The organism is Nocardia vaccinii NBRC 15922 (assembly GCF_001613305.1).
GTDB lineage: Bacteria > Actinomycetota > Actinomycetes > Mycobacteriales > Mycobacteriaceae > Nocardia > Nocardia vaccinii.
In genome coordinates, this window is the sequence record NZ_BDCC01000009.1 from 169,079 (window position 1) to 193,359 (window position 24,281).

The 24,281-nt window shown below is 68.4% G+C and carries 19 protein-coding genes and 1 pseudogene; 10 read left to right on the forward strand and 10 right to left on the reverse strand.

Translation table 11 applies throughout. The features are described from left to right. The first annotated feature begins 261 nt into the window (after positions 1-261). Together NV1_RS05455 and NV1_RS05460 are read left to right on the forward strand one after the other, a co-directional pair. Positions 262-762 (forward strand): hypothetical protein, encoded by a 501-nt coding sequence (locus NV1_RS05455; protein ID WP_157116589.1) that lies wholly within the window; start codon positions 262-264, stop codon positions 760-762. A 100-nt stretch (positions 763-862) separates the two neighbouring features. Further along, positions 863-1,366, forward strand: a complete 504-nt coding sequence (locus tag NV1_RS05460; protein WP_067886128.1) for a hypothetical protein — start codon at positions 863-865, stop codon at positions 1,364-1,366. 539 nt (positions 1,367-1,905) lie between these two features. On the opposite strand, the gene NV1_RS45035 is transcribed toward NV1_RS05460, so the two are convergent. Both NV1_RS45035 and NV1_RS05470 read right to left on the reverse strand, forming a co-directional pair. Next, the gene (locus tag NV1_RS45035; protein WP_067886130.1) at positions 1,906-3,222 is read right to left on the reverse strand and encodes a glycoside hydrolase family 19 protein; all 1,317 of its coding nucleotides are present in this window, start codon (positions 3,220-3,222) and stop codon (positions 1,906-1,908) included. After that, a complete protein-coding gene (locus tag NV1_RS05470) occupies positions 3,219-3,548 on the reverse strand; it encodes a hypothetical protein (protein WP_067886132.1) in 330 nt (109 codons plus the stop codon). The genes NV1_RS45035 and NV1_RS05470 overlap by 4 nt, the downstream gene beginning before the upstream one ends. Positions 3,549-3,818: 270 nt before the next feature. Here NV1_RS05470 and NV1_RS05475 point away from each other — a divergent pair, with 270 nt between their 5' ends. Beyond that, the gene (locus NV1_RS05475) at positions 3,819-4,784 is read left to right on the forward strand and encodes a hypothetical protein (RefSeq protein ID WP_067886134.1); all 966 of its coding nucleotides are present in this window, start codon (positions 3,819-3,821) and stop codon (positions 4,782-4,784) included. A 6-nt stretch (positions 4,785-4,790) separates the two neighbouring features. Here the strand turns inward: NV1_RS05475 and NV1_RS05480 are convergent, their stop codons facing one another. Further along, entirely contained in the window at positions 4,791-8,090 is a 3,300-nt protein-coding gene (locus NV1_RS05480; protein WP_067886135.1) for an error-prone DNA polymerase, read from the reverse strand. A 268-nt stretch (positions 8,091-8,358) separates the two neighbouring features. Here NV1_RS05480 and NV1_RS05485 point away from each other — a divergent pair, with 268 nt between their 5' ends. Next, positions 8,359-9,321 (forward strand): SDR family NAD(P)-dependent oxidoreductase, encoded by a 963-nt coding sequence (locus NV1_RS05485; RefSeq protein ID WP_067886137.1) that lies wholly within the window; start codon positions 8,359-8,361, stop codon positions 9,319-9,321. A 245-nt stretch (positions 9,322-9,566) separates the two neighbouring features. Here the strand turns inward: NV1_RS05485 and NV1_RS45485 are convergent. Continuing rightward, positions 9,567-9,935, reverse strand: a pseudogene (locus NV1_RS45485) (GNAT family N-acetyltransferase); the annotation flags it as partial. Positions 9,936-9,963: 28 nt separating this feature from the next. Then, complete coding sequence (locus tag NV1_RS05495; RefSeq protein ID WP_067886689.1) at positions 9,964-10,731, reverse strand: alpha/beta fold hydrolase; 768 nt, start codon at positions 10,729-10,731, stop codon at positions 9,964-9,966. 695 nt (positions 10,732-11,426) lie between these two features. Between NV1_RS05495 and NV1_RS44440 the strand changes: the two genes are divergently transcribed. Next, positions 11,427-11,837 (forward strand): GNAT family N-acetyltransferase, encoded by a 411-nt coding sequence (locus NV1_RS44440; protein WP_169813290.1) that lies wholly within the window; start codon positions 11,427-11,429, stop codon positions 11,835-11,837. An 8-nt stretch (positions 11,838-11,845) separates the two neighbouring features. Here the strand turns inward: NV1_RS44440 and NV1_RS45490 are convergent, their stop codons facing one another. Both NV1_RS45490 and imuA' read right to left on the reverse strand, forming a co-directional pair. Further along, entirely contained in the window at positions 11,846-13,564 is a 1,719-nt protein-coding gene (locus NV1_RS45490) for a DNA polymerase Y family protein (RefSeq protein ID WP_245713566.1), read from the reverse strand. 60 nt (positions 13,565-13,624) lie between these two features. Further along, positions 13,625-14,365 carry a DnaE2-dependent mutagenesis accessory factor ImuA' gene (gene imuA', locus NV1_RS05510; RefSeq protein WP_067886141.1) on the reverse strand — a complete coding sequence of 247 codons (741 nt, stop codon included), beginning with the start codon at positions 14,363-14,365 and terminating at the stop codon, positions 13,625-13,627. 471 nt (positions 14,366-14,836) lie between these two features. Between imuA' and NV1_RS05515 the strand changes: the two genes are divergently transcribed. Further along, entirely contained in the window at positions 14,837-15,970 is a 1,134-nt protein-coding gene (locus tag NV1_RS05515) for a serine/threonine-protein kinase (protein WP_067886143.1), read from the forward strand. A 19-nt stretch (positions 15,971-15,989) separates the two neighbouring features. Here the strand turns inward: NV1_RS05515 and NV1_RS05520 are convergent, their stop codons facing one another. Next, the gene (locus NV1_RS05520) at positions 15,990-16,634 is read right to left on the reverse strand and encodes a response regulator (RefSeq protein WP_067886691.1); all 645 of its coding nucleotides are present in this window, start codon (positions 16,632-16,634) and stop codon (positions 15,990-15,992) included. A 162-nt stretch (positions 16,635-16,796) separates the two neighbouring features. Continuing rightward, entirely contained in the window at positions 16,797-18,107 is a 1,311-nt protein-coding gene (locus NV1_RS05525; protein ID WP_067886145.1) for an ATP-binding protein, read from the reverse strand. Positions 18,108-18,294: 187 nt separating this feature from the next. Between NV1_RS05525 and NV1_RS05530 the strand changes: the two genes are divergently transcribed. From NV1_RS05530 to NV1_RS05540, 3 genes are all read left to right on the forward strand, one after another. Continuing rightward, positions 18,295-19,413: a class I SAM-dependent methyltransferase gene (locus NV1_RS05530; protein WP_067886147.1), complete on the forward strand. Its 1,119-nt coding sequence runs from the start codon at positions 18,295-18,297 to the stop codon at positions 19,411-19,413. A gap of 87 nt (positions 19,414-19,500) precedes the next feature. Next, a complete protein-coding gene (locus NV1_RS05535; RefSeq protein ID WP_067886149.1) occupies positions 19,501-21,060 on the forward strand; it encodes a PspC domain-containing protein in 1,560 nt (519 codons plus the stop codon). Beyond that, positions 21,053-21,274: a hypothetical protein gene (locus tag NV1_RS05540; protein WP_067886151.1), complete on the forward strand. Its 222-nt coding sequence runs from the start codon at positions 21,053-21,055 to the stop codon at positions 21,272-21,274. Before NV1_RS05535 ends, NV1_RS05540 begins: the two co-directional genes overlap by 8 nt. Before the next feature lie 68 nt (positions 21,275-21,342). On the opposite strand, the gene guaA is transcribed toward NV1_RS05540, so the two are convergent. Beyond that, complete coding sequence (gene guaA / locus NV1_RS05545; RefSeq protein ID WP_067886153.1) at positions 21,343-22,917, reverse strand: glutamine-hydrolyzing GMP synthase; 1,575 nt, start codon at positions 22,915-22,917, stop codon at positions 21,343-21,345. 516 nt (positions 22,918-23,433) lie between these two features. Between guaA and NV1_RS05550 the strand changes: the two genes are divergently transcribed. Continuing rightward, positions 23,434-24,231, forward strand: a complete 798-nt coding sequence (locus NV1_RS05550) for an alpha/beta fold hydrolase (protein ID WP_067886693.1) — start codon at positions 23,434-23,436, stop codon at positions 24,229-24,231. Positions 24,232-24,281 lie beyond the last annotated feature (50 nt).

The window sequence follows — 24,281 nt, forward strand, 5'->3', positions numbered from 1 at the left end:
TCTTGGAAAGTCTGTCCGAGAGCGCGGACTCCGACGAGCGCAAGCCGAAGAGGCGCTCAGCGGGGCATGGAACATTTTGTGCGACACCGGGATGAGGCAACGCGGGGGCGTCGGTGTTGACCGGGTTGTCTACCGACCGGAGTGGTGACCCACGGTCCGCTGTGAGGTAGCTCCCATTTTCATGAGAACCGGCTGTGTGTAATCCGGTTACCACCCGAGTTACGGTTCTCGGGAGATCCTTGCTCGACAGAAAGATTCACGGTGAGAACAAAAAAGATGGCCGGAGTCCTCGCGGCCACCGCGGCCCTCGCAATCCTCGGCGCCGGCCAGGCGAACGCGAACGTGGGCCCGTTCCTGACCCCCTTCATCGACCCGGGCTGCCTGTGCGCCGGGCTGCTGCCGGGTCAGGTGCAGATGGGCGTGGAACCGGAGTCCCCGCTGGGAACCCGCTACATCCAGGGCAATTGGACCGCATCCAATCCGGACGCCGCCGCCAAGGTCCGCTACTTCACCCTGCGTCAGCGGCTCAGCATCACCGATCTCGGTGCCGCGTTGGAGAGCGATCTCGGACCGCTGCAGTACGGCACCTACCGCGGTCACCCGTCGTTCACCACCCGGGTGCTCGACAACGGGGGCGACTACACCCAGATGACCGCGATCGTCGACGGCGACCGCGCGGTCACCCTGACCGGCTGGGGAGCGTCCCCCGAGGATGCCGAGGGCGCACTGGCCACCCTGGCCGCCACCTTCCAGATCCTCTGATCGCACGGCGAATTCGACTCGGGTAGCGCTGGATTCGGCGCTACCCGAATTCTTCTCCACTCCCGCCTGATCGGCCACCACCCGCAGACGAAAGAAACACATGATCGACAAGAAAATCGCCGGCGCCGTACTGGCCGGCACCGTCGTCGCTGGAATCCTTTCCGCCGCAACAGCACACGCCCAGGTGCTGCCCGCCACCACGCCCTTCATGGACCCAGTCTGCCTGTGCGCCGGTCTCATGCCGGGACGAGTCGACGTGGGAGTGGACCCGCACTCGATGGCCGGCACCCACTACATCAAGGGCAACCTGAACAACGACAACGACGCCGCCGGTGTCGAGGTGCGGTACTGGCGTCTGCCGTCGAGCCGAGTGACCCTGCAGACAATTGGCGCCGAGATAGCGCAAGTCGCGAGGCCGGTGCAATACGGCACCTTCCGTGGCCGGCCGTCGCTCACCGTCTCCGCCAAGGACGACTCCGGCTCTATGGTGATGATCGTTTTCATCAACCGGGACCAGGCATTCAAGCTGATCGGTGAAGGTCGGACTCCGGAAGACGCGCAGGCCGCGCTCGACTCACTGACCGGCACCTTCCAGCTTCTCTGATCACAGGAATTCAACTCAGGTAGCGCCGGATTCGGCGCTACCTGAAATTCGCTCCATCCATCAAAAGAAAAGCCCACTGTCAACAAGAAGAAGCTGCCCACCGCCGTCGCAGCCGCGGCCGTGGCAGAGATCCTCTCGGCCGGTCGGGCGCAGGCGAACGTGCCCGCCTTCGCGGCGCCGTTCGTCGATCTCAACTGCCTGGGCTGCTGCCAGCGCCGATCGAGGTGGGCGTGGATGCCGACCAGTTCCCCGTCGAGCGCTACGCGTCCGGCACGGACGACGACGTGAACGCCCGGATCGCCGAAAGCTGCCCGCGTCGAGGCGGCGAGCGGGGCGATATCGGTCATGCGATGACGATACGACTGGGCACCGACACGGACCGGACATTGCGGACGTGGTCAGGACGACGGGTGCCTCTGGCCGACAGGCAAACCGAGGTTGGTGCGCTCCGCGGTCACGGTCGACCGCTGGTGCATCCGATCGACGCTGGCGAGCTTTGCGGCCCAGGATGTAGGGGCAATTGTGTCCCAGGTCATAGGTCACTGTATGACTATCGGCTGTGCGATCCGGAAGCCGACGTCCGGGTGGGCCGCCAATTCGGGGTCACCCTCGAGATCCAGGCCCAGGGCTTGCCCCGCGGCGCGGTAGTTGCCGCGACCGGTCAGCTGGATGGGGCCGCGGCCGTGATAGCGCGGGCCATCGCCCGGCTGGGTGTTACCCGCGGCGGTATTCGGCTGTCCCGGGTCGTACTGATGGAAGTAGGCATCGTCGCCCAGTTCCTCGAAATACCGGAATTCACAACTTTCATGGGCCAGCTGGGCCAGGAATGCGGCTCGCCGCGCGGGCGTGGTGATATCGCCTTCCAGCATGGCGGCATTGAGCGCGGGCAGATACTGCTGGGCTCGATCCATCGACAGATCCGGCATGATCGCGGTGAGCTGCTCGGCCGTGATGCCCTGAGGTGGCGCGGGTTGTTGCGGCGGGAGCGGAGTCGATACCGCTGCGGGAGCGGTATTCTCGGCGGCGACGTCGCGTATCGGCAATTCACCACCGGGATCATCTGCTGCTGACACCGGAACCACCTGCGCGAGAGCGGAATCCGGGCCCGCCACCGAAACCGGCCTCGCCGTGGGGGCCGAATCCGTTGTAGGAGCGGGACCCACAGCAGCCGCCGGGGCAACCGAATCCACGGCGGGATGGGTTTGCGCAACACTGACCGGAGCCGTGATGGCGACCGACTGTGCGGCAGGACCCGCGATGCGGTCGGATTCCGCAGCGGGCTTCACCCCACCATCCCGATCGGTGGAATGCCGTTGCCGTGCGGATACTCGATCATCGTGCGGACCGCCTGGTTTCGCGCTTCCGGCGAGAGCGACTGCCAGATGCCGCATTTCACGCTCCACCGCGAGGATGGCCCGCCTGCCGCGCTCCTCGGCGCGATCGAGCGCGGCCACGGCCTCGGCGATGACCTCGGACCACTCGACGGCCGCCGACGATCCCGCGGTGACCGTCCAATCATCGGCGACGGTACATCCGGCCGCCTCGGCATCGGCGACGTAGTCCAGCAGCGCCATCGCCGTGTAGTGCAGATCGGACAGAGCGTGGGCGCCCGCGGCGCACAGCCCCTCGGCATGGTCACACAGCATCCGATCGTGGCGGTGCGCCGCCTCGACGGAGGAGAGCACCGCTTCGAAGACCGCGCCCTGCCAGCCGTCGCCGTCGAGTCGATGACATTCGGTGCGCACCGCGGCCGACAACGTCTCCAGATCCTCGATGCGCCTGCCGAATTCGGCCCGCATCCGGTCGGCCGCCTCCAGTGCGCGCCAGGTCACCAGTACCGAGCGCGGCGGGGTCATATCCGTACCTCCAGCCCGGTGAGCAGACGGCCGTGCGCGAAATCGGCCTCGACGAACGCGGTGACCGCGCGATCGGTACGCTCGGCCAGCCCGCCCAGACGATCGGCACTGCGCTGGACCAGATCCGCTGCCGTGCAGGCTGATTCGCACAGCAGCGACACCGCGGCGCTGTGCGGCACCAGATCACCGATCAGCGCGGCGATCTGGATCGCCGCGCCGCGGACCGTGTCGAGCTCCTGGCCCGCCTGGCGCGCGAGCCGGCCGAATCGCCGTACCGCATCCGTGTCGACCACACACGAATCACCGACCACACCCGAACCGGACATTGTTCCCCCTCGTTCGAATCACCGCTCAACGACTTCCGGCACCGTATCCAGCCCCGCATGCGCCTGTCACGGGTCCGGCGACAGCCGCACCCTCTCCTGGTGAACGCACCCTTTTCGCAGCTCGCAAGGGGTGCGGGAACGCAATAGGGGTGCGCGTTCTCCGGTACCCGAGCATGCCGATACGAGACCACCGAGTCTTGTCTGTGAGACCCGGTACGCTCGGGTGGGAACGGGGGCGGCAGGGCCCTGGCAACGACCAGAGAGTGTGGTATGTCCAAGCGATTGACAGTCCTGCTGGCGATGACAGCGGGAATAATCCTGGCGACGACGGGTGCGGCCCTGGCCGGTCCGGTCACCATTCACGACGATTCGAAGGTTCTCGACGCCGGGCGCGTGACCACGGCCGGGAACACACTGTCCGATCCGGTGCAGATCTACACCACCGAGAAGTTCTCCGACGACAACTCCGCCTTCGAGAGCGAGGCGAAGAAGGATGTGCGGAACGCGACCGACGTGGTGATCGCGATCAACACCAAGTCCCGGCATCTGGCGATCGAGACCGGCTCCAATTCACATATCCGGGACACCTCGGCCGCGGGCGCGGCGTTCAAGGGCGCCTTCGGCTCCGGTGATTACACCGGCGCGACCGTGGCCGCACTGCAATCGCTCGCGAGCACCGCCAACCAGGCCGCCCCGCACAACGCGAACAACGTTGCGCCACAGCGGTCCCACCATCACGCCACGAGCACCGGTCACGGCAGCAGCTGGCTGGGCTGGCTGTGCCCGCTGATCATCGTGGCCCTGATCGTGGCCGCCATCGTCGCGGTGGTCCGGCGCCGGCGCGGCGGTGGCGGCGGATTCCCCGGTGGCGGCGGCGGCGCGCCGGGCGGCTACGGCCCCGGCGGCTACGGCCCGGGCGGTTACGGTCCGGGCGGTTACGGTCCCGGCGGCGGCTACGGCCCGGGCGGCGGGATGAGCCCCGGTATGGCCGGTGGCCTCGGCGCGGTCGGCGGCGCGGTGGGCGGCGGCCTGCTCGGCTACGAACTCGGGAAGATGGAAGGCCGCGAGGAAGAACGTGACCGCGCCTACGACCAGGGTGGTTACGACCAGGGTTATCAGGGCGGCGGCGACCAGTTCGGCGGCGGCGGAGGCGATTACAGCTTCGGCGGCGACAGCGGCGGCGGGTTCGACGGCGGTGGTGGTGACGGCGGCGGAGGAGGTGGCAGCGACTTCTAGCCGGGTTCAGCGGAAGTCGCGTGAACGTGATGCGACGCGCAGATCCATGCGTTGCAGATGTTCCGCGACGACGCTGACCGCGCCCTCGGCGTTCTGCACACGTCCGCGCACCAGAAGTGCGGACGCACCCTGGGCAAGGCGGCGATAACGCTGCCACAACCCCACCGAGCACACCACGTTCACCATGCCGGTCTCGTCCTCCAGATTGATGAAGGTGACCCCGGCGGCGGTGGCGGGCCGCTGCCGATGTGTGACAGCTCCGCCCACCAGCACCTTCGAGCCGTCGGGCACCGCGAGTAGCCCGGCGGCTGGTATCGCGCCCAGTGCATCCAGTTGCGGACGCAGGAATTCGGTCGGATAACTGCCGGGTGAGACACCGGTCGCCCAGACATCTGCGGCGGCCGACTCCAAGTCGCTCATCCCGGGAAGCGTGGGCGCGGCGGTGGCCGCGCCGGTACCGGGCAGCCGATCCGCCCGCTCGCCCGCCGCGGCGCCGGCGGCCCACAGCGCCTCTCGACGAGTGATCCCGAGACTGTCCAGCGCACCCGCGGTGGCCAGCGATTCGGCCTGCGGCACAGTCAGTTCCACGCGTCCGGTCAGATCCAGGAACGATGTGTACGGGCCGCTCGCGCGAGCCTCGACGATCCGGGCGGCCAGATCGTCGCCGATGTACCGGACCGTGCCCAGGCCGAGCCGCACCTGCGTCCCCCGCTCCTCCAAGGTCGCCGCGGCGAGGCTGTGGTTGATATCGGGGCCGTGCACCACCACCCGGTGTCGCCGGGCGTCGGCGACCAGCGATTGCGGCGAGTAGAAACCCATCGGCTGAGCGTTCAGCAGTCCGGCGCAGAACGCCGCCGGATGATGCAGTTTGAACCACGCCGAATAGAAGACCAGCGAGGCGAAACTCTGCGAATGACTCTCCGGGAAACCGAAATTCGCGAAGGCATAGACCTTCTCGTAGATCCGATCGGCCAATTCACCAGTGATACCGTGCAATTCGCGCATACCGCGATAGAACCGCCCGCGCAGTCGCTCCATCCGCTGCGGCGAGCGCTTGGAACCCATCGCCCGGCGCAGTTGATCCGCCTCGGCCGCGGTGAATCCGGCCACGTCGACGGCCATCTGCATCAACTGCTCCTGGAACAGCGGTACGCCGAGCGTGCGGTACAACGAATTACGCAGTGCCGCATGGTCGTACTCCACTTTTTCGGCGCCGTTGCGGCGACGGATATAGGGATGTACCGAACCTCCCTGAATGGGACCGGGCCGAATCAGCGCCACCTCCACGACGAGATCGTAGAATTCACGCGGCCGCAGCCGCGGCAGGGTGGCCATCTGGGCACGTGACTCCACCTGGAACACCCCCACCGAATCCGCGCGCGAAAGCATGTCGTACACGGCGGTTTCGGCGAGATCGAGTCGATGCAACTCGACGAGTTCGCCCTTGTGCTCGTGTACCAGATCGATCATGTAGTGCAACGCCGAGAGCATGCCCAGACCGAGCAGATCGAACTTCACCAATCCCGCGACGGCGCAATCGTCCTTGTCCCACTGCAGCACGCTGCGTCCGGGCATGCGCGCCCACTCCACCGGGCATACATCGGCGATGGGCCGATCACAGATCACCATGCCGCCGGAATGAATGCCCAGGTGCCGTGGCAGACCCTCGATCCGGCCTGCCAATTCCAGGACCTCGGCGGGGATATCGGAATCCTTCTCCTCGGCAACGCCGTGCCAGCGGCTCACCTGTTTACTCCACGCATCCTGCTGTCCGGGCGAAAACCCGAGCGCCCGTGCGGCATCACGAACCGCGGACTTACCGCGATAGGTGATCACATTGGCCACCTGCGCGGCATATTCGCGGCCGTATCTGCGGTAGACGTACTGGATCGCCTCCTCCCGGCGATCGGACTCGATATCTACATCTATATCGGGCGGCCCGTCGCGCTCGGGCGCCAGAAAACGTTCGAACAGCAGCTTGTTGGCCACCGGGTCCACATTGGTGATGCCGATGGCATAGCAGACCGCGGAATTGGCCGCCGAACCCCTTCCCTGGCACAGAATGTCGCTTTTCCGGCAGAATTCGACGATGTCGTGCACCACCAGGAAATAGCCGGGAAAACACATCTCCGAGATGACCCGCAGTTCGTGGTCGAGCTGCCGGTATGCCTTCGGATTCGCCGACCGTGAGCCGTAGCGTCGCTCGGCCCCCTCGTAGGTGATCCTGCGCAGCCAGGAATCCTCGTCGTATCCGTCGGGAACGTCGAACGGCGGCAGCTTCGGCGCGATCAATTGGAGATCGAAAGCGCATTCGCGTGCCAGGGCAACGGCATTGGGCACCGCCTGCGGACAGGCGGTGAACAGGCGGGCCATCTCCGCACCGGAACGCAGGTGCGACCCGCCGGCGGGGGCGAGCCAGCCATCCATCCCGTCCAGACTCTGCCGGGCCCGCACCGCGGCCAGCGCCATCGCCAGCCGACCCTGCCGAGGTACGGCGAAATGCGCCGCGGTGGTGGCGACGATCGGCAGTCCGACCCGATCGGCCAGGGCGACGAGCCGGGCGTTGCGCTCGTCGTCGGTCGCGGTGCCGTGCCGGGTCAGTTCCACGGTGACCCGGTCGGGGCCGAACCGCTCCACCAGGTCGCGCAGTGCGGCCTCGGCCTGCGCGTCACCCTCCCGAAGCGCCTGGCGCACATGGCCTTTGCGGCATCCGGTGAGAATCTGCCAATGCCCGTCCGCCGCGGCGGTGAGCCGATCCAGGTCGTAGCGCAGGATCCCCTTCTCCCCACCGGTCATATGCGCGAACGACATCTCCCGCGACAACCGCCGATAGCCCTCTTGCCCCCGGGCGAGCACCAGCAGGTGTGTGCCGCCCGGATCAGGGTTGCCCGCGCGCGGCTCGGTATCCCCCACATCGTTTCCGGCGACGTCGCCCAGTGACAGCTCCGCACCGAACACCGTCGGCAACCCCCATTCGCGCGCGGCCTCCGCAAACCGGACCACACCGTAGAACCCGTCGTGATCGGTCAGTGCGAGCGACTCGAGCCCGAGCCGCACCGCCTCCTCGACGAGTTCCTCGGGCTGGCAGGCGCCGTCGAGAAAGCTGTAGGCCGAGTGCGCGTGCAATTCCGCATACGGCACCACCGGCTCGCCCCCGACCGGCCGCTCTCCCGCCCGATACGCACCACGTTTACGCGACCAGGCCGGACTGTCCCCGCCGTCGCCCTCGGGCCGATCGCGCCCCGGCCGCCCGGAAAGCACCCGCTCCATCTCCGCCCAGCTCGGCGGGCCCTGTCCCCAGCCCATACACACCTCCTACAGACCATTCGGTTCTTTCTATACTCGAACATACATTCGACACATGGGCAAGCGTCCTGAAGTATCACGCCCACCCCGACGGCCGACGACATGGGTTTCGTTCCGCAAGGCGATGACGCGCGAGACAGCGGGGAGGTGACGAGCATGCGCAAGGCCGCCTCGAGGGCCGATAACCGGCCGCCGACGCGGCCAGCCATTGCCGCCTGAACTTACTTTGGAGTAAGTTCATGTCGAATCCAACTGCAAGGGAGCGGTGATGATCGACAATCACGCGGCCGATCGACCCCGGCGCGGCCGACTGGATCTGACCGGCAGGTATGTACTCATCACCGGGGCCTCCTCCGGTATCGGCAGGGCCGCCGCGCTGGCGGTCGCCGCCAAGGGCGCGGTGGTGCTACTGCTGGCCCGCCGCGAGGAGGAATTGGCCGCGGTGGTCGCCGAGGTGCGAGACGCGGGCGGGCAGGCGCACGGATATCGGTGCGATGTGACCGATGCCGAGTCGGTCGAGCAGACGGTCAAGGCCGTTCTCGACGAGCATGGACATGTCGACATGCTGGTCAACAATGCCGGGCGGTCGATCCGGCGGGCCGTGCACCGCTCCACCGACCGGATGCACGACTTCGAGCGCACCATGGCGGTCAACTATTTCGGCGCGGTACGGATGACGCTTGCGCTGCTGCCGCAGATGCGCGAACGCAAATTCGGGCATGTCGTCAACATCTCCAGTGCCGGCGTGCAGGTCGCCACCCCACGCTTCGCCGCCTACCTGGCCTCCAAGGCCGCGCTGGACAAGTTCGCCGAGGTGACCGCGATCGAAATGCTCGCCGACAACGTCACTTTCACCACCATCCACATGCCGCTGGTGCGCACCCCGATGATCGCTCCCAGTGGCAGACAGGGCCCTTCGGAATCCCCCGAATGGGCCGCGGCGACCATCGTGCGCGCGCTGATCGAACGTCCCAAGCGCATCGACGTCCCACTGGGCACCCTCGCCGAATACGGCAGCCTGTTCACCCCTCGTTTCAAGGACCGGGTCCTGCACCGGTACTACCGCGCCCTGCCGGACTCCCCCGCCGCCAAAGGCGAGGCCACGCCCGAGGTTGCTCCGGAAATCCCCGCCCCGCAACGTAAACCGCACCGCGAACGGTCACAAGCCGGGCGCGCCACCCGCACCGTCCTGCGCCGCGCGGCGCGTCTGGTCCCCGGAACCCACTGGTAGATCGGCGCGTTCGCGCGCCCACACCATCCCCCGTCCGGACTCCCCCGGCGCATGCCGCTCGCGCGGCTCGGTCCGCTCCAATCGCCACCCGAGCCGCCGCGGCACCGCCGCACTGCGGATATTCGCTGCGTCACAGTGGATTTCGATGCGTTCGACACCGGGCAGGGCCAGCGCGATCGTGGCCAGCCGGCAACCGAACGAGTGATCACGCCACGGCCGGTATAGCCGGTATGGCACCAGTATCCGATCTCCAGCGTCGCGGGACCGACCCGATCGTGCAGGCCGAGCGAGCCGAGCAGCGTTCCCGCCGGATCGAATATGCCGTAGTTGCAATTCCCCTCGGCGGGCCAGTTCGCGACCGCGGCCTCGATGAACTCGCGCTGATGCGCACGCGTCCGCCGCTCGGGCAGCCACGGCATCCAGGTGTGCAACTCCTCGTACGACGCCTCGATCGCCTGGAACTGCGCCTCGGCATCGCCTCGCTGCCACCGCCGAATCACCAGGTCGCCGAGATCGATTCGCTCGGGCGGCGCGACTTGCGGCGTCAGCACCGCGGGCCGTGCAGTGTCCATCCCACGATGGTGCCGCGCTCGGGCTTGCACCGGCAACACCATTTCAGCGGTTGCCGGTAGGCGGCGACCGTCAGTGCCCGAGGAACGGCAGGACCGCCGCGGCGAATTCGCGATAGCGGTCGCGGTGGATGCTGTGCCCGCAGTCGAAGGGCACGACCGTGCAGTCCGGGACGGTGGCGCGCAGCAGCGCCAGCTTCTCCGGATCGACCATGCCGCCGGGTCCGCCGCGCAACATCAGGGTTGGCGCGGTGATCCCACCGAGCCGCTCCCACCACCGCGGATTCGGGGTGCGGAACTGCTCCAGCGCGATCCGAGTCATCGACCGGTCGAAGGCCAGCACGGCACTCGGATGACGCAGCAGATTGGTCGTCGCATGCCACAGCTCAGGCACCGTCGGCAGTCGACGGGTGAGCGTGAGCTGCTCGGCATCCGAACGCAGCGGCAACGGCTGTTCCTCGATCACCAGGCGACGCACCAGCTCGGGCCGCTCGATCGCCACACACGTCGCCGCATAACCGCCGAGCGAATGCCCGACCAGATCCACCGAGGTCAACTCGAGCTGCTCGCACAGCCGCAGCAGATCGTCACCGAATTCGTCGAACCGGTAGGAACCGGCGTGCGCACTGCGTCCGTGCCCGCGCAGATCCGGCACGATCACCCGGCGTCCCAGCCGAAACAGCCGCTGCCCGAACCGATCCCAGGTGTGCCCGTCCCCGCCCATACCGTGCACCAGCAACACCGGAACCTCGGACAGCGGATGCGCCGTGGCAGCGGATCCGAAATCGCGATAGGCGATCCGCACGTCCCCGGACGAAACACTGGTAACCATCGACTCCACGATCAGCCAGGATACGGGCCGCCGACCCGCAGCCGCCGATATCGACGCGCGGGCCCGCCACATCACATTCCGGCGGGCATGCCAGGCATGGTCGTGGCCGACCAGAAGGGCGATAGCCGGACCGCCCTGCGATATCTGTTTGCGTCGAGATCAGGGGCGCGCGCTCATGTCCGAGCACGATGACGAACACCTTCCGAAAGGGCTGAGGCCTCCCCGAAGCAGGCAGCCGATCTGCGGCTACTGCACGACCGGTCCCTGTGGGGCCTGGTCGGCGGTGGCTGCGTCCTTTCCTCGAAGTCCCTTCCTGGAAAGCTCGACACAAAAGGGGTTCCTGTTATAAGTGTTTCCTTCGACAGCGATATATCCGGCCTGGTCGCCGGGTATATCCGGGCTGCGGTCGCACAGCGCGCCCATGAGCGAATCGGCCCGTTCCTGGCGACGTTCGACGCACACAGCGCCGATCCGTGGCGCAACTACGCCGTCCCGGACGACGGCGCCCGACCCGGCCCGGCCGACATCACCGCACTGGTCACGGTGTTCGAAAGATACGGGCGGGTGCCGCGCCTGGAGTACGTTCCGGCCGCCGCGCCGCAGGTGGAAGCCGCACTGAGGAGCGCGGGGTTCACCGTCGAGGGCCGACCGCCGGTCATGGTGTCCGCGCCCGGCTCACTCCCCGTCGCCCAACCCCGGCCGGTGTGGTCCTACAGCTCGCGACCAGTGATGACGAATTGTTCGCCGCCGCCGTCGCGCAGAACCTGGCCTACCGCAGCCCCGAACCGGCAGGCCCGAACGATCTGGCCCGCCTGCGCTCCTGCACCCGACGCGGCGGGCTGATCGCACTGGCCACGGATACTGCCCTCGGCCGGCCCGTCGGCTCCGGCCTCGTCGAGACGATCGGAGATATCGGCGAACTCGCTGCCGTCGGCGTCCTGGAATCCTTCCGTCGCCGCGGTATCGCGACGGCGATCAGCCGTTATCTGGCTGCCGCGGCCCACGGACGCGGGGCGAGGACGGTCTGGCTCGAGGCCGCGCCGAACGAGGCGAACCTCTACCTGCGCGCCGGGTTCGTCGCGGCCGGGCGAAAAATCTGGATCTCCAGACCCTGACCGGGCGGCTAATCGTAGAGGCCCTCCGCGTGCCAGGTGTGGTCGTGACCGAACAAGAGCAGGACCATGACGTCGTCCTGCAGGAGGATCTGGGCGCGGACGGCGCCGGTGTGGACGCCGGACCACCAGCGTTCGTCCAGGGGCCAGGGACCGGACCATGCGGCGACCTGCCAGTCCTTGGCCCCCCAGCGCAGACGGGCCGGGTCGGCGGTGAACAGGCCGCGATCGGTGACCCAGATCGGGACGCCCGTGGCGGATTCCAGGATCACCTCGGGGCGATCCAGCAGGACCACCGCGGGTGCGGGCATGGGCAGCCGGCCGGGCCAGGGCAGGGCGGGGTCGGCGGCGGGTGACCGCTCGTCGCCGAGCGCGATCAGCGTGATGCGTTCGGCGGGGCCACGGCCGCCGCTGAGCACACCTTTCAACACGGCTTCCCCGCCCAGCAGGCCCTGCACCCGGACCAGCGCGCGCCGGAACCGTTCCTCCTGTTCACCCTCCCCGCCCCACAAACCGAGTTGCAGCGCACCGGCCGTCACCACCTCGACCGGTTCCAGACGCAGCAGGACGATCGGGGCCGCAGGCAGGTCACCGACACCACGTCGTCCGGGAGCCGCGGTATCGCCCACGCTCCCGTTCGACGGCGCCGATCGCCGCGTACGGGATTCCCCGGAACGGTCCGGCCCGCTGCCGATCGCCGCGATTCCGGTCCACTCGTCGTGTCCCGAGACGTCGCCGCGGAGAGCGCGATGGGTGAGCCAGCCGTCCAGTTGCCAGCGCACCCGATCGGCGGTGCCCTCCGGGGTGAGCGGTTCGGCACATCGCCATATCCGGGAAAGTCGTTCTCCGGCAGCGGTTTCCGCGGTCACCGCGAGACGGGTGCAGGCCACCGCGGCGTCGGCCAGACGTTCGTGCAACCGCACGGCGAGCAAGCGGCCGGCGAAGGCGGCCGCATCGACCCGGTCGATCGGGGGATCGCAGGGATACTCCACCGTCAGTTCGGGCGCGGGCGGGCGGGCGGCGGGCGCACGTTCCGGTTCGGCGCGGGCGCAGCGATGCGCCGCGATCGCATCGGCGCCGAATCGGGAGGCGACCTCCGCCGGAGTCAGCGCGGCGAAATCGCCGATCCGCCGTAAGCCCAAGCGGTGCAACAGATCCACCAGGTCCGCACGTTCCGGACCGGCCAGGCTCGGCTCGGTGGCCAGTTCGCTCACCGGCAGTGCCGCCAGGAATTGCGCACCTTTTCCCGGCGGCACGAGGGCGGCCCGGCGCGCGGCCAGGACCGCCGTGGACATCTCGTCCGCGATCCCGATCCGGCACTCCACCCCGATCGCCGCCACCGCGTCGACGAGCCGTTCGGCCGCCTCCTCCTCGGAACCGAAGAACCGCGTCGCGCCCCGCGCAGCCAGCACCAGCAGGCCCGGACGCAACACCTCCGCCCCGGGCACGGTCGCGTCCACGACGGTCACCACCGGTTCGAACAACCGCGCGTCACGGTCCGGATCCTCCTGCGACACATACAGGTCGGGACATCGTGCCTGCGCCTCTCGCCGCCGGAACCCGCGCCGCACCCCGGCGGACCGCGCCAACTGCGAACACGCCACGACCCGATTCGCATGCAGCACCACCACCGGCCGGGTCGGCGAGATATCCGCCGCCGCGGCGGCCGCGACGGCCGGCCAGTCCGGGCACCACAGCGCCAGCACCCGGGAGACACGCCCAGCCCTCACCGACACCGTGCACGAACCCCGGTGGCGCGGACCGAACAGCCCGGCCCCGCGTCACACGGATCACGATGCCGCATGGCGCGCCTCCGCGATCGTCGGCACAGCGGAATCCGATTGTGCGGCAACCCATTCGATATGCCCGCCCCGAGGGGCCAGGTCGAGCGTGCCGGTGCGGTGCGGGATCGAGCGGCCACGGACACGGACATCCAGGCGCATGGTGCGCAGACGTCCACAACCACGCCCCAGACCTCCGTAGCCGGCGATCCGGGTATCGATACGCAGCATCGAACCACTCCAGCGCCCGCCCGCCACCACGAGCGTGGCGCCTTTGCCGCGAGCCCGAGCGGCGAGCACTCGGGCCCGCGCAGGCGGCACCTCCCGTCCGCCCATACCGATCATCACTAGATCGAGACCGTCCAGCAATATGGAAGCAACCTCCAGTGGATCGGGCCCCGGGTCGGGAACCACCGCAAGCCGCTCCAGATCCGCACCCATCTCGGCCGCGGCGAGCAGACCGAGCCGGGGCAGTCCCACCGCGGCGGCATGCCCACCGGCACCGGTCACCGACGCCAGCAGTCCGGCCAGCAACGAGCTAGCACCCCAGTACTCGACCACCGAACCCCTGACCAGCCCCCCTTCCGGCAAAAGCTCGACCAGCGCGGACGGTACCGGCAGCGATTCACCGCGACACTCCCGCGACAGCGGCGCCCGGACCGCCGAGGCAACCCCACGCGCCGGAATCGCGGCCATCCGCCGGCGCAACTCGGCCAGCCGCTCGTGCCGCACTTCGTCGAGCGAACCCATCCTCGACCGCCTATCTCCACCGAGTGGATCCCAGCACCGATCCAGCTATCGATGCTAATCGAATATACGTTCGATCGACTGTCAGTAGAACCCCCACCCCCAACTGCGTCAAGCGGCTGTGACGCAGGATGTAGTTGTCACTTGTGGTCGTATCCGTCACCGGATCGGACCGCGATCACCGCGACGTAGACGGCCGTACTGGTGGAGGTCAGCGGACCGGTAACCACGAAGATGGGTTCTCCCACGATCGTTCACGGCTCGAACCGGCTGTCCGACAGCGATATCCGCGAATATCCTGGCCGCCGACGGGTGTCCGGACGTCCTCGGATGCTCGGCAACTACCGTGACCTGCGGCATCACCCGCTCCCCCGCTCCGGATGACGGCGAAAACCTGCCGCCACGAGGTGCTCTTATCAACCTCATGGTTCCGAAGCAGGCCAGTCAGGATGGTTTTCCGCTATTCTCGCGCCCGTGACCGAACGCGCCCGCTCCATCGTCGGCCCCGACTATCTGGTCGCCGGCCGCTACCGTCTGCAATCCAAACTCGGCGGCGGCGGTATGGGTGCGGTCTGGCTGGCGACCGACCGGCTGCTCAACCGCGACGTCGCCATCAAGCAGGTCCTGTCCACGCTCGGCCTGAGCGAGGACGAGGCCCGCGTGGTCCGCGACCGGATCGTGCACGAGGGCCGGGTCGCGGCCAAGCTGTCGCACGAACACGCCATCGCCGTCTACGACGTGGTACTCGAGGCCGGTGAACCGTGGCTCGTGATGGAATACCTGCCCTCCCGCAGCGTCGCCAAGGCGCTGGCGCTGGCGGACGCGCTCTCGCCGATCGAGGTGGCACAGATCGGCGCGCAGGTCGCCGATGCGCTGGCCACCGCGCACGCCGCGGGCATCGTGCACCGCGACATCAAGCCCGGCAACATCCTGGTCGCCGATCGGGGCGCGGAGGTCGGCAAGGTCAAACTCAGCGACTTCGGTATCTCGCGCGGCGCCGGGGACCTGTCCGACGAGCCGGAGGACGTGATCACCGGCACTCCCGCCTACCTGCCGCCCGAGGTGGCGCGCGGCGCGCAGCCCACCGCCGCCAGCGACGTATTCTCCCTCGGCGCAACGCTGTACACCGCGATCGAGGGGCATCCGCCCTACGGTATCGACGAGGACGACGACGAGGTCATCGTGACCCGCGCCGCGATGGCCCAGATCATCTCGCCCACCCGCAGCGGCGCCCTGACCCAGGCGCTGCTGCACATGATGGAACCCGCACCGCAGCGCCGGCCCACCATGGCCGAGGCCCGCAACGAAATCCTCACTGCCGCATTCGGTCCCGGCACCGGCCCCTATATTCTCGGCGCCCCGGTCCGCACCGAGGACGGCACCATTCCCGCCTGGGCGGCCCGCAACTCCGCGGCCGGACTGCGCAGCCCGCACTCCACCCCGCTTCCGCGCCCACCCCGCGCCAATGCCCCCAAAGCCCCTGCCGCGCAACGCAAACCGGCCTTCGCCTTCTCCTCCCTCGGCCCCAACGCCGCCCCCCTGGCCATCGCGGTCGGCCTCCTCATCGGCCTGCTGATCCTGGTCGTCATCCTCATCGCCGTGATGTAGCCGCGGGCTGGAAGCCGCGTCAGTCGATGCGGCGGCGGTGGGCCCAGCGGGTCAGCGCGTTCCGGTTGGACTGCTGGGTTTTGCGCAGCACGTTGGAGGCGTGCGTTTCCACGGTTTTCACCGAGATGAACAAGGATTCGGCGATCTCCCGGTAGGTGTAGCCGCGGGCGAGCAGGCGCAACACCTCGAGTTCGCGCGGGGTCAGCGAATCCAGTTCCGGATCCAGCGGCGGTTCGGGGGCCGGGGAGCGCCCAGTGAACGAGTCCAGCACGAAACCGGCGAGGCGCGGACTGAACACCGCGTCACCGCCGGCCACACGCCGGATCCCGTCGGCAAGTTCCGGGCCGGAGATGGTCTTGGTGACATAGCCGCGAGCACCCGCGCGAATCACCGCGATCACGTCCTCGGCGGCGTCGGATACGCTCAGCGCCAAGCAGACCGGGCCCTGCTGGCCGTGTTCCAGGCCCTGCAGTACCGCGACTCCGCCGCCATCGGGCATATGCACGTCCAGCAGCACCACATCCGGCCGGGCCGCGGCGATTCCGGCGACGGCCTCGGCCACCGCCCCCGCCTCACCGACGACCTCCATATCGGATTCGCGGCCCAGTTCGGCACGCACACCCGAGCGGAACACGGCATGGTCGTCGACCAGAAACACCCGGATGGACACTGCATCTCCTCACCTGAGACCGGAACTCACACGCATGCCGGGCATGGCACACCGTCATCGGTACCACATCGCATCTTGCCCCGCCCACGCTCGTCATGCCCGCCCGATTCGCGAACGCTGATCCGCCGTCACCGGGGATACGGAACAGATTGCGCCTCAATGCCTTCCGGAATCGAATTCGGGAACCGCGGAGGGCTCGGGCACCGCATCGCCCGACACCTCCTGCGCCCCCTCGGAATCGCTGCGCGGTAACGTGATCCGCACCTCGGTGCCGCGCCCCGGCGTCGAGTCGATCACCACCGTGCCGCCGCGACGCTCGATCCGGGCATGGATGGATTTGGCCAGGCCCTGCCGATCCGCCGGAACGTCGGCCGGGTCGAAACCATCCCCCCGGTCGCGCACGAACACACCCACCTGATGCGGTTCGACCTCGGCGAACAGATCGATGGTGGGCACCCCGGCGTGTTTGGCGGCATTGACCAGCGCCTCGCGGGTCGCCCCGAGCAGGGCGGTGAAATGCTCTCGGGGGAGACCGAATCCGGTATAGCCCGGATCCATCGACACATCGCCGACGGTCACCGGGGCGACCTTCACCCCGTACTGATCCTCCACCTCACCCGCAATGGTGCGCAACGCGGCAGCCAGACTGGACTGGGCGGGCGTGGCGTCCTCGAACAGCCATTTGCGCAGTTCGCGCTCCTGGCTGCGAGCCAGCCGCAGCACCTCCTGGGAATCCTCGGCCTGCCGTTGGATCAGCGCCAGCGTCTGCAGCACCGAATCGTGCAGATGGGAGGCGATCTCCTCGCGCTCCTCGTTGCGGATGCGGGCCGACCGCTCGGAATTCAACGCCCGCATCATCCGCAGCCACAGCGGCACGGTCAGCAGGCCGACCCCGATCAGCGTGACCGCGACCGCGATCAGCGCGGAGCCCAGCGAACTCAGATTGATCCGGCCGAGGACCACCACGCCCAGCCCGACCACGATCAACGTCGCACCAGCCACAATGCGCGTCCAGGTCAGAACCGTGGGCCGGGCGGGCAGCCCGAACACCGACCGCGGGCCCTCCGCGTCGAATTCTCGCCACACCAGCGCCGCGCCCACCGCGACCACGACGATCGGCCCGACCACCCGGGCCGCGGAACCGCTGAACAACCAGGACATCGACACCGCGAGCGCCACGCCCAGCAGCGCCAGCCCGGCCGCCTGCCGCCGTTCCCGAGCCGTCGGCGGCGGGCCGTCCGGGCCGGACGTGGTGAAGATCCACAGCAGCCCGTAGGCGACGATGCCCGCGCCCATCAGCGCCGACAGCAGCACGAAGGTGACACGCACCTTGAACACGTCGACCCCGAGATGATCGGCCACCCCGCCGGCCACCCCGCCCACGACACGGCCACCGGACCGCCGCTGCATGCGCGGCGCGGTGAGCTCGACCCCACGGGCATCGAAAGCGGGCGTGGACGGATACATGCCTCGATATTGGCACGCCCCACCGACAGCGACCATCGGGGAAATACCCCATTTCCCCCTCGGGGAGAGGCCGTCCGCCGACGACCGACCGCGAAACACCGACGGCCGGCGCCGAAACATGCCGGGGCACGGGCCATCACGCGTCGGCCCGGTTGACGAGGCACCACCCCGGTGCCACGGTTGCCGGGTGACTCACCCTGTTTCGAATTCCGGTGTCGACCGGCTGCTCAATGCCGCCGGGTCGGACGATCGCGTCCTCATCGAATGCATCGCGGACATCGGTGTGGACCCGGTCGCCCGAACCGCGCTGGCCGAGATACTCGATCGCGTGGATCTGCACGGGTGCCCACCTGCCGACATCCTGTTCCGGTTACACATGGGAGACACCGCCGCCGACGTCGCCATCCGGGTCGAGGATGCGAAGGCCGTCTTCACCGACCCGCACCCTGGGGCGGCCGTCACGATCGAACAGTCGCTACCCGAGGTCGTCCGTGCGGTCTGCGGCCCCCGCGGCGGCGCATCCAGTGCCACCCGGATCCTGCGCTGGGCGGAGAGCGATGCACCGGGGTGGTTCGGCCGACCGCAGGATGCCTTCGAAACCGTACGCCGGCTGCTGGATTCGATCGACCACGCCTATCGGCCGGGACTGGCCGAACTCTGCGTGCGCCACCGCTCGGACAAGTGGGGCGCCCACCAGTATCCGCAGTGGTACGAGAGACATTTCGAACCGATCCGGGATCGTCGGCTGACAATCCTGGAAATCGGGGTCGGCGGCTACCACGATCCCGCCCAGGGCGGCGAATCGCTCCGGATGTGGAAGAACTACTTCCCCCGGGCCGCGATCTACGGCCTGGACATCTTCGACAAGACACACATGTCGGGCCCGCGCACGACGGTGCTGCGGGGAGACCAGTCCGCACCCGAGGACCTGCGACGCGTCCTGGCCGCGACCGGGCCGCTGGACATCGTCATCGACGACGGCAGCCATCGGAGCGAGCACGTGATGGCCAGCTTCGCGATATTGTTTCCGGCGCTCCGCGAGAACGGAATCTACGTGGTCGAGGATCTGCAGACCTCCTACTGGGCGGGTTTCGGCGGTCGGCCGCCCGGCCCGGCCGGGGCCCCGACCAGCACGGAATTCCTCAAGACCCTGGTCGACGGGCTGAACTACGAGGAGATCACCGGACGACAACCGTCGGATACCGATACCCACATCCGGGGCCTGCACTTCTATCACAATCTCGCGATGATCGAGAAGGGCGCGAATCGCGACGGCGGCGGACCGCACTGGATGCGCGGGGACTGAACCTCCGCCCGCGAAAACCGATTCTCAGGAGACCAATCAGGGACATCCCCGATGCGATCCGGGCACCGGCACGGCCACCATGGAGCTATGACCAGAGCGAACGGCTGGGCCGGCGGGGCCGGCCGGACCGGATTCAACGAACAGCTCCATCATCTGTGGCGGACGCGGCCGGTGCGACTGCCGCGCCGGGGGCCGGTCGCCGGTGTGGCGGCCGGGTTCGGGCAGCGCTACGGGGTGGACCCGGTGCTGGTGCGGGTCGCCTTCGTGGTGTCGACGATCTTCGGCGGATCGGGCATCGTGCTGTATCTGCTGGCATGGTTGCTGATGCCGGCCGCGCAGGACGACGTGTCCGCCGCGGAGAGCCTGATCGGCCGTGGCCACAGCATGCAGTCACCGACCAAGACGCTGGTGCTGATCGTGGCGCTGGTGATCGCGGTCAGCACCGTGGGGCCGGTGGGCGCCGGGCTCGGCGGGGCCGGACTGATCAGTTTCGCGCTGATGGTGGCCGGTTGGTGGCTGCTGTACCTGCGTCAACCCAATCCGCCCGCGGGCAGCACCGATCCGCTGCTGCCCGACGGCGGACCCGCTGCGACCGGATATCCCGGAGTGTTCCCTGGCGGTCCCACCTGGACCGGGCCGACCTACGGCCCCTACACCAGACTCCCCGATCACTACGAGCCGGATCAGCCGAAAGATGCTGCTGTCCAGGATTTTTCCGCATCCGATACGGCGACCGAGGTCATTCCGCGAGATCGCGCACCGCACACCGAGGCCGATGCTCCGGCGTCGGACACCGCCGTACTCCGCTCCACCCCTCCGGTGGATCCGGCCACCGCAGAACAGGATTCGCCCAGCGCGCCGGTGGACGAGGGACTCACCCCGAACAGCGCCGACACGAAAAGCGCAGCGACACAACCGATCACACCACCGCGTACCGGCCCCTTCCGGCCCACACCGGACCCGTCCCGGATCGGCCCGACCCCCTCGGGCTGGGATCCGCTGGGAGTGTCCCCGCTGGCCTGGGATCTGCCCGATCCCACCCCGCGCGGCCCGGTGCTGCCGACGCCGCCACCACCACCGCGTCCCCGCTCCCGGCTCACCCCGATCGTGATCGGTCTGGCCGTACTCGCGGCGGCCGGGGCGGGTGCGCTGGCGGCAGCCAGCGTGAGCTGGATGACCCCCGGCCGGATCGGCGCGGTCGCGCTGGCGGTGGTCGGGCTGGGCCTGCTGACCGGCGCGTTCATGCGACGCGGCTACGGCCTGATGGTGCTGCTGGCCCCGCTGGCCGGATTCGTGATTCTGGCCTCGCTCGTCGGCCCGGTGACATTCGACCGCTCCACGATGGGCGAGCACACCTGGACACCGGCGACGACGGCCGAACTGAATCCCAGCTACCAGATCACCGCGGGTGACGGAACGCTGGATCTGCGGTCGCTGAATCTCACCGAGAACCGCACCGTCGCGGTGCATGTGCGCGCGGGCGACTTCCACGTCCGGGTACCCGCATCGATGCGCCTGGACGCGCGGTGCCGGGCGAATGTCGGCGACGTCAGTTGTCCGCAGGGACTCGTGGGCCCGGCCACCGGCCCGGTGCTCACCCTCGATGTCGACGTTCAGGCCGGAGATGCGGAGGTGACCCATGGCTGAGAAATCCAGGACCGATGATCCGGAAACCCGTCGCGTGCCGTCGTTCTCGCTCCTGTTCGCGGGGTTGCTGGCGCTGGTGGTGAGCGTGTGGGCGTTCCTGGGCCCGTCCGCGTGGCCCACGCACAGCCTCGTCCCGGTCGGCTGGATCGTGGTGGCCGTGGCCGTCGCGGCCGGGATCATGATGGTGATCTCGCCGCGTCGACGCCGACGCTGAAACTCCGGAAAAGAGCAGGGCCCGGACCGTCGAACGGTCCGGGCCCTGTCGTCACGCGAGTCCCGCGCTCACTCCCACTCGATGGTCCCCGGAGGCTTGCTCGTCACGTCGAGTACGACGCGGTTCACCTCTGCGACCTCGTTGGTGATGCGGGTGGAGATGCGCTCGAGGACGTCGAACGGCAGCCGCGTCCAGTCCGCGGTCATCGCGTCCTCACTGGACACCGGGCGCAGCACGATCGGATGACCGTAGGTGCGGCCGTCGCCCTGGACGCCCACGCTGCGCACATCGGCCAGCAGCACCACTGGGCACTGCCAGATCTGCCGATCCAGCCCCGCCGCGGTCAATTCCTCGCGGGCGATGGCATCGGCGTGCCGCAGCGTCTCCAGCCTGTCCCGGGTGACCTCACCGACGATGCGGATGGCCAATCCCGGCCCCGGGAACGGTTGGCGCGCAACGATTTCCTCGGGCAGCCCCAATTCGCGCCCGACCGCGCGAACCTCGTCCTTGAACAGCAACCGCAGCGGTTCGACGAGGGAGAACTCCAGATCCTCCGGCAGACCGCCGACATTGTGGTGACTCTTGATATTCGCGGTCCCCGCGCCGCCGCCGGACTCCACCACATCCGGATACAGCGTGCCCTGCACCAGGAATTCCACCTTCGGAGTCGAACCCTCCGCGGCCCCGGCCTCTTTCACGACCTGAGCCACGGCGTCCTCGAACGAGCGAATGAATTCGCGCCCGATGATCTTGCGCTTATCCTCCGGATCGGTGACGCCCTTCAACTCACCGAGGAATTTGTCCACCGCGTCGACGGTCACCAGTTTGGCGCCGGTCGCGGCGACGAAATCACGTTGCACCTGCTCGCGCTCCCCCGCGCGCAACAGGCCGTGGTCGACGAAGACGCAGGTCAGCCTGTCGCCGATGGCCCGCTGCACCAGGGCCGCGGCCACCGCGGAATCGACGCCGCCGGACAGACCGCAGATCGCGTGCCCGTCACCGACCTGGTCTCGCACCTGTTCGATCAGCACCTCGGCGATATTGGCCGGGGTCCATGCCGCCGGAATACCGGCGATCTCGTGCAGGAACCGGCTCAGTACCTGCTGGCCGTGCGGGGAGTGCAGGACCTCGGGGTGATACTGCACACCGGCCAGCCGCCGCTCGGTGTTCTCGAAGGCCGCCACCGGGGCGCCCGCGCTCGTGCCGGTGACCTCGAAACCCGCCGGAGCGTCGGTGACCGCGTCGCCGTGACTCATCCATACCGGCTGCACGGTGGGCAGACCACCGTGCAATACACCGCCGTCGACGCTGAATTCCGTGCGTCCGTACTCGCGGGTGCCGGTCTGGGCGACCGAACCGCCCAGGGCCTGTGCCATCGCCTGGAATCCGTAGCAGATGCCGAAGACCGGGATGTTCAGATCGAACAGCCGTGCATCCAGCTGCGGCGCACCCTCGGTGTACACACTCGACGGCCCACCCGACAGGATCACCGCGAGCGGCGCGCGCTCGGCGATCTCCTCGACGGTCGTGGTATGCGGAATCACCTCGGAGTACACGCTGGATTCGCGAACCCGCCGCGCGATCAACTGCGCATACTGCGCCCCGAAATCGACAACGAGCACCGGTCGCTGGGTTTCTGCCACCGCAACAGTCTACGAGGCTGCAATTTCGGCCTCCGCTTCGCTCCGGCTGTTTTTCGGCGCAGTAAGGCTCGTCGTTCAGCCCTCGAGACTCGGCCTTCGGCTATGCACTTCGAGGGCTGAACGACGAGCCGCGCCGAAAAACCTTACGGTTGGCGTTTCTTGCCCGACTGTTCCAGCCGGACAGAGACGCTTCGCCCGGTGTACTTTTCGGCCTCCGCTTCGCGGCGGTGTGTTCGCTGCCGGTAAGGCGGCTCGCTTCGGGCGGGACGGGAGAGGCGAGTTGCTGCGAGCCGATCTCAGCCCGATTTTCCGCACCACCCAGCAGGTCGGCGTCGACGGCTTCGAGCGAACGTCGCACTGTTCTCTCCGAGCCGACAGGATCGAATCCCCGTGCGGCGCACCAATGCTCCGGCGAATGTGGAGCAGCCTCGGATTCGGCGGCGCATCGCGGTGCGCCAGTGGGACAAGCTGGACAACCGCCCATGTGGGACGCGGGTTCCAGCTATCCTCGTGCTCGTGCCATTCGCCCGTGCGATCGACGCCGAAATACACTACGAGGACAGCGGTGGGCACAGCCCGGTGGTCCTACTCGGGCACGAATTCTTCATGGACAGAACGATGTTCGCCTCGCAGGTCGCCGCGCTGTCTCCGGAATTCCGCATCGTCACCTGGGATGCCCGCGGCCACGGGCACACTCGGGACCAGGGGCTGCCGTTCAGTTACTGGACCTCCGCGCGGGACGCGCTCACGGTCCTCGATCAGCTTCGGGTTGATCGCGCGATCGTCGGCGGCACATCGCAGGGCGGATTCAGCGCCATCCGCACGGCACTGCTGGCCCCCGAACGGGTCGCGGCGCTGATCCTCATCGCCACCGAGGCCCACGCCCCGACCGCACACGAGCTCGAGAATTCCCGCCGCTTCCTGGAGCGCTGGCACGAACCGCGCCTGCGCCGCCAGATGGCCGAGCAGCTGGCGCAGTGGTTGATCGGCGAGGACGGCTGGTATCGCACGGTGTGGGTCAGGCGCTGGCTCTCCCGCGACCCGCACGCCACCGAGGTGGCCGCGGGCTGCATTCTGGGCCGCGATTCGGTCCTGGACCGCCTGCCCGAGATCACCTGCCCGGTCCTGGTCATCCACCCCACCCTGGCCGGCATCGCCCGCACCAATGCCGTGGAAATGGCTCGGCGACTGACGAATTCACGTTTCGTCGAGATCGAGGCAGCCCGGCAGGCGGTCAACATGACCCATCCGGCCCAGGTGAACTCGGCCATCCGCAAATTCCTCCGCGAAACCGTCCTGACCCAGTCCCGCTGACGCGTGGCCGCCTCCCCGGACTTCAGCGTGCCATCGGGTGCCTGGAGACT

Bases quoted from the DNA above. Each gene is read 5' to 3' on its own strand.
- imuA' (WP_067886141.1), bottom strand. From the start codon at position 14,365: ATGGGTTCGCTCGACGAAGTGCGGCACGAGCGGCTGGCCGAGTTGCGC.
- NV1_RS05460 (WP_067886128.1), top strand. From the start codon at position 863: ATGATCGACAAGAAAATCGCCGGCGCCGTACTGGCCGGCACCGTCGTC.
- NV1_RS05475 (WP_067886134.1), top strand. From the start codon at position 3,819: ATGTCCAAGCGATTGACAGTCCTGCTGGCGATGACAGCGGGAATAATC.
- NV1_RS05470 (WP_067886132.1), bottom strand. From the start codon at position 3,548: ATGTCCGGTTCGGGTGTGGTCGGTGATTCGTGTGTGGTCGACACGGAT.
- NV1_RS05485 (WP_067886137.1), top strand. From the start codon at position 8,359: ATGATCGACAATCACGCGGCCGATCGACCCCGGCGCGGCCGACTGGAT.
- NV1_RS05540 (WP_067886151.1), top strand. From the start codon at position 21,053: ATGGCTGAGAAATCCAGGACCGATGATCCGGAAACCCGTCGCGTGCCG.
- NV1_RS45035 (WP_067886130.1), bottom strand. From the start codon at position 3,222: ATGACCCCGCCGCGCTCGGTACTGGTGACCTGGCGCGCACTGGAGGCG.
- NV1_RS05480 (WP_067886135.1), bottom strand. From the start codon at position 8,090: ATGGGCTGGGGACAGGGCCCGCCGAGCTGGGCGGAGATGGAGCGGGTG.
- NV1_RS05535 (WP_067886149.1), top strand. From the start codon at position 19,501: ATGACCAGAGCGAACGGCTGGGCCGGCGGGGCCGGCCGGACCGGATTC.
- NV1_RS05525 (WP_067886145.1), bottom strand. From the start codon at position 18,107: ATGTATCCGTCCACGCCCGCTTTCGATGCCCGTGGGGTCGAGCTCACC.